Below are 11,019 nucleotides of genomic sequence, written 5' to 3'. Positions count from 1 at the left end.
CAAGTAAGACTCGAGCGATTGTGCATGTATTAGGTCTAGGGGCCGGCGGACAGACACGGGGTCTGTCCCTACATGCGGCCTATCGGCCGAGTGGGAGTTTATGTTTACAGGAATGGGAGTATTCGCCGTACGATTTTCGTGCAGGTTTTGGAGATAAAATCTTTCCTTATTTTCTCTTATATCGATTCTGGAAAGGGTACGAAAAACATAACACCAGAGATAGCTATACCCCTTGTGTTTCCTTAGGTTTGCGTAACTTCTACGCGCGCGTAAAAATAAGTTAGGTGAGGCTAGATGCCTGTGTGTGTGTGTGTGTGTGTGTGTGTGTGTGTGTTAGCACTTTTTCCGAACCTTGCAAGGATATAGCGTTAAAAAACACGGGAGAAGTGAAATTCTCTCGCGTCGTATTGTTGCTATAATAAAAGGTAGGTTCGAAACTCATGGCGGCAAAAGTAAAGAGTTCTGTCGGATTGGACAAAAGTTTCATGTCGTAAATGTAAAAAACGCTCTATCATTCAATCTTTTCACGGGTAGAACTTTACCTCTTATCTTCATATCTCTTTCTCGTCTCCCATCATTTATATAGCCGGCTATACTCCTTATTTTATCTGAAAAAACAACTGAGAAACAAAGACGAATCTGGTGGCATTTAATTTTAAACATCTACTTATCGTAGAAAAGGTGTGTAATTTTGCATCGACTAAATAATAAGATATTTCATGAGAGAATCATCATATAGAATCGGGCTCGACATCGGCTCTACAACCGCAAAAATTGCTGTGCTCGACAGGGAGAATAAAACAGTTTATTCGCGCTACGAACGGCATAACGCAAAGGTTGGAGCACTCATCGAACAATATTTCGACGATGTTGCACAGCTTGTTGGCACCGACTCGGTGTCGCTGTGTGTCACCGGGTCGGTTGGCATGGCCACAGCCGAACAACTGGGCGCTACGTTCGTGCAGGAGGTAGTTGCAGCAACCGTCTATGCACGCGAATTGCATCCTGAGGCAAAGGCACTCATCGATATCGGAGGAGAAGATGCTAAGGTGGTTTTCTTCGGTGGACATGGTATGGAGCTGCGAATGAACGGCAACTGTGCCGGAGGAACCGGAGCGTTCATCGACCAGATGGGCGTACTCATGGGAGTCGATAACGGCGAGCTGAATAATCTTGCACTTGAGGCAAAACAGGTTTATCCGATTGCAGCGCGCTGCGGAGTGTTTGCTAAAACTGACATTCAGAATCTCATGGCTCGAAATATTTCACGGGCCGATATTGCAGCGTCGATATTTCATTCGATAGCCGTTCAAACAATAACCACACTGTCGCACGGCTGCGATTATGAACCGCCACTGCTACTCTGCGGCGGTCCGCTAACCTTCCTGCCGGCTCTGAGGAAAGCTTTTGCCGACTATCTGAAAATGCCGCTGGAGGAAAGTTTCATCGTATCGAACCAATCGAACCTTATTCCTGCCATCGGCTGCGCACTTCGGGCCGGAAAAGAAGATGGGATAAGCGTGGGCGAACTGCGGGGTCGGCTCGACATAAAACGCGAACTTAAACGCCGCTCAGACCTGGAGCCGCTCTTTGCTAATGAGGACGAACATCAGCAATGGTGCGAGCGAAAACTGCAATATTCAACACCGGTCTCACCGCTGCGGGCCGGGATGACAGAACAAGTTTATATCGGGATTGACTCGGGGTCGACTACAACAAAAATAATCGCCGCGCGCAAGGACGGTACAATAGTATTCAGCCATTACGCCCCCAATCTCGGTAATCCAGTCAAAGCCGCCAGCGAAGGATTGAAAAAATTACAAGCACAGGCCGATAGCTCGCACACACGCCTCGAAGTGATGGGTAGCTGTTCAACCGGATATGGCGAAGAACTAATTAAAGCGGCATTCAATTTCGACAGCGGAATAATCGAAACCATGGCACATTACGAGGCCGCCAAACGTCTGCTTCCCGAGGTGAGTTTCATTCTCGACATTGGCGGACAGGACATGAAGGCTATCTTCGTAGACCGCGGCGTTGTGGTTAGAATGGAACTCAACGAGGCATGCTCGAGTGGGTGCGGAACTTTTCTGCAAACGTTCGCCAACAATCTGGGATATAACATTGCCGACTTTGCCCGTATTGCCTGCACTGCAACCAATCCTTGCGACCTTGGAACGCGCTGCACCGTTTTCATGAACTCGAAAGTGAAACAGGTTATGCGCGAAGGCGCGTCGGTAGGTGACATAAGCGCGGGATTATCGTATTCCGTTATAAAGAACTGCCTCTACAAAGTGCTCAAAATCCATGGCAACGACAACCTGGGCGGCAAGATTGTAGTGCAGGGCGGGACAATGAGAAACGATGCCGTAGTTCGGGCTTTCGAACTACTCACGGGATATGATGTGGCACGTTCGGATATGCCCGAATTAATGGGCGCCTATGGATGTGCACTTCATGCCATATCCTTCGCTGAGGATAGAAAACCACAACCTCTGCAAGTAGAAGAAACCAAAAGCGAAAAGCGACAACTACACTGCAAAGGCTGTGAAAACAATTGTAACGTTACGTGCTACTCCTTCCATGGCGGAAACAAATTCTACTCGGGAAACAAGTGCGAACGAATCTTCAACAACTACGGAAAGAATCATCGAGCCGGACAGAATATATATACGTATAAATACGACCGTCTCTTCAATCCCTTGCATTATCCCTCTGCTCCGTCGGACGCACCGACGATAGGTATTCCGCGAGTGCTGGGTCTCTATGAAGATTATCCTTTCTGGGCAACACTCTTCTCTGTGGCTGGATTCCGCGTGATGCTCTCGTCGCGTAGCACATTTGGCAACTACGAAAGTCAGTTGCGCGCCGTGATGAGCGATAATATCTGCTTCCCGGCAAAGCTCGTACACAGTCATATTGCCGAACTCGATCGTGCAGGACTCAACCGCATATTCTTCCCCTACGTGGTCTATGAGCGGAAAGACGATGACCGTACCGACAACTCGTTTAACTGTCCCATCGTGTCGGCTTATTCTGACGTGGTTCGGAGTAGTATGAAACTCCAAACGCTCATGGATTCGCCCGTGATAAACTTTGCCAACCCCAAGCTGCTACGCAAACAACTCACTGCCTATCTAAAAAGCCTCGGGGTTAAGCGTAGGGTAATTGGACAGGCTATCGACGCCGCACAAAAAGCACAAACCGATTTTGAGAACGATATGCGCCGGCAGAATGAAACTATCCTGGCCGACAGTAGGCAAACAGGCAAGCTGACCATTTTGCTAGCCGGCCGACCGTATCACGCCGACCCGCTCATTCAGCATAAACTCTCCGACATGATTGCATCACTGGGCGTGAATGTAATCTCCGACGATATTGTGCGCGGAAACAATCAGGTGGGACGCGGCGACACACATTTAGTTGAGCAATGGTCGTTCACAAATCGCATTATCAAGGCCGCACAATGGACAGCTGAACAGGCTGCCGACGTACATTTCGTTGAGATGACCAGCTTTGGTTGCGGACCCGATGCTTTTGTACAGGACGAGGTTCGCGATATTATGCGTCGGTACGGCAAGCCATTCACACTGCTGAAAATCGACGATGTGTCGAACATCGGAAGTCTGAAACTGCGCATCCGAAGCCTTGTCGACAGTCTAAAAACCAATCAGCAAGTCTCCAGCCCAGAACCATTTCCACGTACAAATATCTTTCGTAATAAAGACCGTAACCGGAAAATTCTTGCACCATATTTCACCGAATATCTCTCGCCGTTACTCCCACCGCTACTCAAATTGGCTGGATATAACCTTGAGATTCTGCCGATGAGCGACTCCGACAGTGCGCAATTCGGTCTGGCTTATGCCAATAACGAGGTATGTTATCCTGCGACGCTCATAGTGGGCGACATGGTGAAAGCCTTGCGTTCCGGGAAATATAACCCCGACGAAGTAGCGCTCGTCATGACACAAACCGGCGGACAGTGCCGTGCCACGAACTATACAGCCCTCATCAAACGCGCCCTCATCGCTAATGGTTTCGAAAACGTGCCCCTCATTACCTTGGGTGTTTCCACAGCCGGCACAGATAACGAACAGGAAGGGTTTGAATTTCCATGGCTCAAACTGGCTGGTATAACCATCAATACGCTCCTCTACAGCGATGCCCTGGCCAAACTCTATTATGCTGCCGTGGTACGCGAACTGAAAACTCCCGGAATGCCAACGGCTCTCGAGTTAAAAACGAAATACATCCGTTTGGGGCAACGTCGTATCGCCAAGAAAGATTCCCAAGGCCTTGTTGAACTAGTAGCCCGTGCCGCTAAGGAGTTCAACGCCATCACGATAGATAAGGATTGTCCGCAGGTGGGTGTTGTAGGCGAAATATTCTTAAAATTCAATCCCTTTAGTCATCAATTCTTGGGCGAACAACTCATCTCACGCGGTATCGAAGTGGTTCCGCCACTCATTTCGCCTTTCTTCTTCCAGGAGTTCATCAATGTCGAAGCACAGAAAGATTTATGTTTGAGTGATTCGAATATGCCCAATTTCGTTGTCCGCACACTCTACAAACTCATCGAGCGCCGACAGAAACAATTTAATCGCGCCGGTGCTGGCTTCCGCTATTTCCGTCCGTTCACCAACATCTATCATGAGGCCGAGGGTGTCAAAGGTATTGTTTCGCTTGCCGCTCAGTTCGGTGAAGGTTGGCTTTTGCCAGCCGATATTACCGCTTTCTATCGCGACGGAGTGAAAAATGTTGTCAGTCTCCAGCCTTTCGGTTGTATAGCTAATCACATCATCTCCAAAGGCATCGAAAAGCGGCTGCACGACCTATATCCCGAGTTAAACCTTCTTAGCCTCGACTTCGATTCGGGCGTCAGCGAGGTTAATATAACCAATCGTCTCCTCCTTTTTCTCGATACACTAAGTGCATAATTCTCACCTCACGGTGGGAAAAAGTCAGAAGCACTAAAAAGGCGGAGGGAGGGAATGCCTTTTCAAGGGAAATCAACAAGAAAGAAAGACTTGTCTATGGGATTTATGAATAGACAGTTCATGTTTAGGTAATTTCAGCAATTGAACGTTACTCCGACGAGTGCCTAAACTCCTATTCTTTCATAGGGAGACACGGCAAAACACTTTGAGTTCTGGCATATTTGTTAATTAATTAGGAAGTAGTTAATTTTGCCTCGTATTCTTCTGCACGCGGCAGAGAGAATAGTTAAACTAAATACTTTGAATTATGAAAAAATTAGTTTTTATGGCAGCTTTAATGCTTGCCGCAGTAGGTGCTTATGCACAACACGAAATTGGTTCAATTAACATCCAACCTAAAGTCGGATTAAATTTAGCCACAGTTTCAGATGCCCCTAAAGACGCCGAGATGAAACTCGGGCTCGCAGCCGGAGTAGAAGCCGAGTATCAAGTAACCGACCTGCTCTCAATCACCCTTGGAGCAATGTATTCTCAGCAGGGATACAAGATGAAGGATGATAAATTCCAGATGGATTACGTGAACGTTCCGGTTATGGCTAATGTTTATGTTGTTTCCGGATTGGCAGTTAAGCTCGGTGTTCAGCCTGGTTTCCAGATTAGCAACAAGTTTAAGGCAGGCAGCGCCAAGGCTATAGATTTGAAAGGTGGCAAGAAATTCGACCTCTCTATTCCTGTGGGCGTTTCCTATGAATACAGCAACTTCCAGATTGATGCCCGCTACAATTGGGGCTTGACAAAGTTCAACGAGGTTGGCAAATATAAGAATGATGTATTCCAGGTTACTCTGGGCTATAAATTCCAGCTATAGTATAGAATAAGAATGTTTTCATAAGTAAAGAATTAAAAGTTAATGGATGGGGGATGTATCCGCGTGATGCATCCCCTTTTTATGCCCGAGATTATCATCGGACGGACGGTATAAAAATTTTTCTTCCTTGTGTTATGTATATCCCCGACCTAACGGGCTGTACAATGGCCTGACCCGAGGGGGTGAACCACTTTTCTAACTCTGATTTATCGGTGAACCGATGAGAGACTTCGTTGCTTCCACCAAGAAATGTTCGCAAAATCTGCATCGCGCCCAGAACTCGACCCGTACTTTGGTTAAAAAGCGAGCCATTCCACCAGGTACTTCGTACGGGATTGTGCCAATCTACACCGGCCTCGTTGTCTTCGGGCATCCACCAGAATAATCCGGTAACGCTGGCATGATTGTTCAGAAGTGCTATCAGGTCGGAGGCGAATTTAGCCTGTCCTTGTTCGGTGAGCGGCCATACGGAAGTAAAGTTTTTCTTGCTTCCGGGTAGTTGCCATTGTGAGCCGTAGCCGGTTTCGACAATCATAATTTTCTTCGACGGATGGTTGGTTTCAAGCCTCGTAAGAACGCTGTTCAAGGTAGAAAGCGAGCCGTGATAATCGGGATAATAACTAAGTCCGATGATGTCGTAGTCGTCCGTATAACTTTTTAGCGTATTATAGAATGCCGGTACGTTGTCGGCGAAGCTCATCTCGGTATGCACAACGATTTTCGCTTCCGGGCATACTTCTCTGCAAGCTCTGATGGCGGCTTTCAGATATCGTGCGAAGTTTTCGAAAGTTCCCGAGCCATAGTTTGCGCCGGTAGGATAGCATCTTCCGGTGGGCCAAAGCATACCGTAGGTTATCTCGTTGCCCGGCTGGATGAAATCGGGTGTTGCGCCGGCTACCACGAGATGTTGCAGGGTGGATTTTGTGTAGCTGTACACCTTGTCGACTAGTTCGGTGGGCGATGCGCTGGTCCAATCTACTGGTACGGCATGTTGCCCGGGGTCGGTCCAGGTGTCAGAGTAGTGGAGGTCGAGCATAAACTTCTGTCCGGTATATTTGATTCGTTTCCCGAGTGCGGTTACATAATCCAAGTCTTGCACGGCACCTTCGGCCCGTTTTTCGGCCGGTGCCTTCGATGGGTCGACGAACAATCGAACTCGTTGTGCATTCCATCCCTGTTGGGCCAGGAAGGGCAGAAGCGCGGGAATGGCATTCCCGGATGCATCGTAGTATTTTGCACCCTTTTGCTCGTAGGACGGTAGAAGCGAGATATCGCCGCCCACAAATTTCTGGGCAACAACGGGGAGTGATAACATAAGCGTCGCCCCAATCATAATATTCTTGATGATGTTCATAATAAGTTTGTTTGTAGATTTTGTGAGTGCGACAAAGTTAAGTCTAAAATCCTTGACACTAATCACGAAGAAATCCAGATAGCCCACTTATCGTCTGATATGAAAAATATTTCTGCCATTTGGTTCTACCTTCGCCAACCTAATCAAACGTTTTATTCAATGAGCAAAGAAAAATTTTTTGGTATGATGGGCTGGGTAGGCATGGCCACATCGGTTATGATGTATATTTTTTATTTTCCGCAGATTCAGAATAATCTCGCCGGCCATAAAGGCACGTTCATTCAGCCATTCATGGCCGGAATAAACTGTACCCTTTGGGTTGCCTACGGTTTGTTTAAGGAAAAGCGCGACCTCCCGCTTGCAATTGCCAATACTCCGGGTATAATCTTCGGTTTTGTTGCCGCGTTTACGGCTTTATAGGTTCGGTTGTCGATATATTGGGTTAGTTCGTCCTTTCATCAGGAGAACGCCCCCCAAGGGATTTGGCCGTCTTTTTACCAGGAGAACAGAAATACGACCGTATTTGGGGTATATTTCAAAAGAGCGGAGCAAAATACGACTGTATTCGGGTCGTATTCTGCTCCGTTTCTACCTTTTATATATTATAGGCACTATTTCCGCACCTATTTTGTTCATATTCTATCTCACAATTTCCTTGCGTGTTGTGCCGTCGCTCATCTTGACGATGTTAACACCTTTCTGCGGAGCGGAGAGGCGAATGCCGTTGAGTGTGTAGCGGGCTACTTCGATGGCATCGCTATGAACCGACGAAACAGAGGTGGTTACGCTGGCCGTGAGATTGTCTATTACGCAATAGGCCGGGGTGTTAAGACCGTACTGTCCCGTATCGGAACCGGTGAACGAGAAGCGCAACGTTGAAACCTCGCCGAAGTCGCTTAGGTCTACCCATCGCCAGTTGTTTATATAGACGAGCGAACCGTAGACCACCTCGGCCAACATTATTTCTTTCTTGACTTCACTGCGGTCGGCCTTCACTCCCGTGACGGTTACTTTGAAGAAGTCGCCTTCCTGTTTTAGTGCCTTTGCATAGCTGTCGCCTTTGGTGAAACTGTTCTTCGAATAGGCCGAGTTGGTGATGTAGAAGCCGTTTACTTTAGTGCCGGGGTCGACGCTGATGCTATCCATCGAACCATATACCACACAGAAGTTGGAAGAGCCGCTATATCCGCCGCCAACTACATTATTGTATTGGTCGGGCGTGAGATTGTTGAAGGCGGTTTCGGTTCGGTTGGAAATAGCAAAGCCAGACCATGCGGGATAGGATGGTGTGTAGCTCTGTGAGAAACGGAACGGGCCTTGTTTGAAGTCGCAATAATATCCCTTTGCACCATAGTTATTAAATTCTCGAGAGGTTTCGCGGCCGATGTAATATCCGTCGGCATTGAGAGTAACTCCTTCGATGTTTTCAAAATCGGCCACGACGTTTTGGGCCGATGCTGTTAGCGCCGCAACCATTGCGAGCGCGAGTGTTGTGTAGATTTTCTTCATTTGCTTTTTATGTTAGTTTAAATAATGTAAGTCTTTTGCCCCGCGCACTTCGGTCGACGTCTCACCGAGCCATCCGCATACCTGGTTCTGGGCGTTGTATACACGAACGAAATCAATCTGGTCAAGGTGCACAGGATTGCGATGCGAGTCGATAGCCCAGTCGATATCGAATGACGAGCCTTCATCGGTTGGCAGGTTATCGACATAGCCGAATCGGAAAGCCGATAATACCCAGAACGAGTTCCGATAACCGTTCCGTGGCAAGAGAGTTCCCTCGAACGTGAGCTGGCCGTGCAGCCACATCGGGAAATATTCCTGCTTATGAAATTCGTTCCGCGGAACGGTGCCCGATACGCCACGACTGTCGGTCCAGGGGATGTCGCGCATCGGATTTTCGGTGTATGTTATCCGATAGCCGAACGTCACCTTGCCTACACTGTCGGTATCGGCACTTCCTTTGAGCTCGAACCACTGGTCGTCTGGTAATCCGTTTCGGTTCTCATCTTTCGACACCATCACTATGCCCGGCTCGCTGGCGCCCACCATGGCATTCCCCTTGATGAGAAGGTCAGGCTCGCCTGATATGTTGCGAATTGGGTGGTCGAAGTGGAAAGTTATATAACCGCCGAATCCGCCAAGGCTTATCATACCGTCGAATCCGCCCTTCAGCGTAGCAGTGCACTTCTTGAGAACAGAGTCCACGTTGTCGTCGGCGTCGACAGCAGGCAATACGTTAATGAACTGACCGGGCGCAGGCACATATTCGTCGACTGCACTGATATAGGCCGAACCCGACGCGGGCGGAACTACCGACGGAACATCTACCTTACGCTCCGCGAAGCAGGCATGACCGGGAATATCGCCCGTCCTGACGCTCCATTTATATGCTCCCTGTTGGTCGAAGCAAAACAGTCGACCACTCGAAACATAATTCGTTGCATCCATTACGTATATATTACCGTTGGAGGCGTCGACAATCACTCCATAAGGCGTTTGCACTGATTCGCCGGCAGGCATATGGGCCAACTGGCGAGTCAGGATTCTGCTAGTGCGGATGTCGATGACTCCAAGTTCCTTTTCGTTCTGATAGACGAGCGAATCGCCAAGAAAGTCGAAATCGGTCACAGGAATATCGAACATGCTCTCCACCCTGTCGTTGGAAATCTTGTAGAGTCGCGATGGCGTCGAAGCATAATCTCCCCTCGACGAAACCCACACATTGCCGTGCTTGTCAGTACGAAGTCTGAACAGATTAGGTGCCACATCAATCTCGCCGTTCACTTTGAACGTTCGCAGGTCGATGATACTCACCCGGCGGTCGTAGGCCATTCCTTGCATGGGGTTATATCCGCCGCTGTTTGCAACATATAGTTTGTTTCCTACGACGCAAATCTCTTCAGGCTGATAGCCCACGATACAGCGGTCAACTACGCGTAACGAAAGTGTATCGATTTTATATATCGCACCAAGTACGCTCTTTGAATTTATCCGGCCAACATACGAACTCACGTAGGCGAATCCATCCTTAAAAGCCATATATCTGCAATTGGGTACCTCCACCCGCCCGCGGCTTACGGCAGTTCGTGCATCAGTCACTTCTACCTTGTTCGACTGGTTAACTACAATCCACAAGCTACCGCCATATACTTTAATATCGTTGCCCACATCGCCAAGTTCCATGGCCTCTCGAGGATTACGTGAAGGATAGATGTTACGGGAATAAACACCGGTCGAAAAGTCGAGATAGTCGAGCGTAGCTTTATTCGACCCCATATTTCCTTCGTTAAGCACATAAAGTCCGGTATGCTTGCTGGCAATTGGCCCACCCGTGTCGTTATGCTCCGGGCGCACTACTATTTCGTCGTCGCGACAGCCGGCAATACTTATCATCGTCAGCGCGATGGCTACAACGAGAATCGCTCCCGAGGTTCGGCTAGCCACGATTTTATAGTTCATTTTATACATGTAATCAAGTAATGTATCCAACTCTAACATTATATTCATCTCCTGAAAGAACCAACAAACTTCCTATCGTTTCTCTTCCACGAAGACCGTGCAAAACTACTTTGATTTTTCATCATCTCTTGCGTACGAAAGGCGGAATGCTTTCCACTACTGTTCTAAATCAAGAATATATAAGCCCATTTTTGCTCAATCGAATTGATTGATATACCTTTGCCGCCATGAGTTTCGAACCTACCTTTTATTATAGCAATAATACGGCGCGAGAGAATTTCACTTCTCCCGTATTTTTTAACGCTATATCCTTGCATGGTTCGGAAAAAGTGCTAACACACACACACACACACACACACACACACACACACACACACACACACACACACACT

Annotated in this window: 6 protein-coding genes; 3 read left to right on the top strand and 3 right to left on the bottom strand. The window is 48.1% G+C overall.

Annotated features, from left to right (window positions below):
- Nucleotides 1–719: 719 nt before the first annotated feature.
- The gene (locus HMPREF9140_RS01805; RefSeq protein WP_006951319.1) at nucleotides 720–4,940 is read left to right on the top strand and encodes an acyl-CoA dehydratase activase-related protein; all 4,221 of its coding nucleotides are present in this window, start codon (nucleotides 720–722) and stop codon (nucleotides 4,938–4,940) included.
- Nucleotides 4,941–5,247: 307 nt separating this feature from the next.
- Entirely contained in the window at nucleotides 5,248–5,808 is a 561-nt protein-coding gene (locus HMPREF9140_RS01800; RefSeq protein WP_026253245.1) for a porin family protein, read from the top strand.
- 94 nt (nucleotides 5,809–5,902) lie between these two features.
- Here HMPREF9140_RS01800 and HMPREF9140_RS01795 read toward each other — a convergent pair whose 3' ends face one another.
- Nucleotides 5,903–7,162: a glycosyl hydrolase 53 family protein gene (locus tag HMPREF9140_RS01795; protein WP_006951317.1), complete on the bottom strand. Its 1,260-nt coding sequence runs from the start codon at nucleotides 7,160–7,162 to the stop codon at nucleotides 5,903–5,905.
- A gap of 159 nt (nucleotides 7,163–7,321) precedes the next feature.
- On the opposite strand from HMPREF9140_RS01795, the gene HMPREF9140_RS01790 reads away from it, so the two are divergent.
- Entirely contained in the window at nucleotides 7,322–7,582 is a 261-nt protein-coding gene (locus tag HMPREF9140_RS01790) for a SemiSWEET family transporter (protein WP_025073453.1), read from the top strand.
- A 219-nt stretch (nucleotides 7,583–7,801) separates the two neighbouring features.
- On the opposite strand, the gene HMPREF9140_RS01785 is transcribed toward HMPREF9140_RS01790, so the two are convergent.
- Both HMPREF9140_RS01785 and HMPREF9140_RS10010 read right to left on the bottom strand, forming a co-directional pair.
- Entirely contained in the window at nucleotides 7,802–8,671 is an 870-nt protein-coding gene (locus tag HMPREF9140_RS01785) for a DUF4465 domain-containing protein (RefSeq protein ID WP_006951315.1), read from the bottom strand.
- 12 nt (nucleotides 8,672–8,683) lie between these two features.
- The gene (locus HMPREF9140_RS10010; RefSeq protein ID WP_050810791.1) at nucleotides 8,684–10,627 is read right to left on the bottom strand and encodes a YncE family protein; all 1,944 of its coding nucleotides are present in this window, start codon (nucleotides 10,625–10,627) and stop codon (nucleotides 8,684–8,686) included.
- Nucleotides 10,628–11,019 lie beyond the last annotated feature (392 nt).

The sequence above is a fragment of the Prevotella micans F0438 genome (genome assembly GCF_000243035.1).
Taxonomy (GTDB): Bacteria; Bacteroidota; Bacteroidia; order Bacteroidales; family Bacteroidaceae; genus Prevotella; species Prevotella micans.
This window is presented reverse-complemented; position numbering and strand designations above follow the sequence as displayed.

Excerpts from the sequence above, each read along its gene's own strand:
- HMPREF9140_RS01805 (WP_006951319.1), top strand. The coding sequence starts at position 720 with ATGAGAGAATCATCATATAGAATCGGGCTCGACATCGGCTCTACAACC.
- HMPREF9140_RS01800 (WP_026253245.1), top strand. The coding sequence starts at position 5,248 with ATGAAAAAATTAGTTTTTATGGCAGCTTTAATGCTTGCCGCAGTAGGT.
- HMPREF9140_RS01795 (WP_006951317.1), bottom strand. The coding sequence starts at position 7,162 with ATGAACATCATCAAGAATATTATGATTGGGGCGACGCTTATGTTATCA.
- HMPREF9140_RS01790 (WP_025073453.1), top strand. The coding sequence starts at position 7,322 with ATGAGCAAAGAAAAATTTTTTGGTATGATGGGCTGGGTAGGCATGGCC.
- HMPREF9140_RS01785 (WP_006951315.1), bottom strand. The coding sequence starts at position 8,671 with ATGAAGAAAATCTACACAACACTCGCGCTCGCAATGGTTGCGGCGCTA.
- HMPREF9140_RS10010 (WP_050810791.1), bottom strand. The coding sequence starts at position 10,627 with ATGAACTATAAAATCGTGGCTAGCCGAACCTCGGGAGCGATTCTCGTT.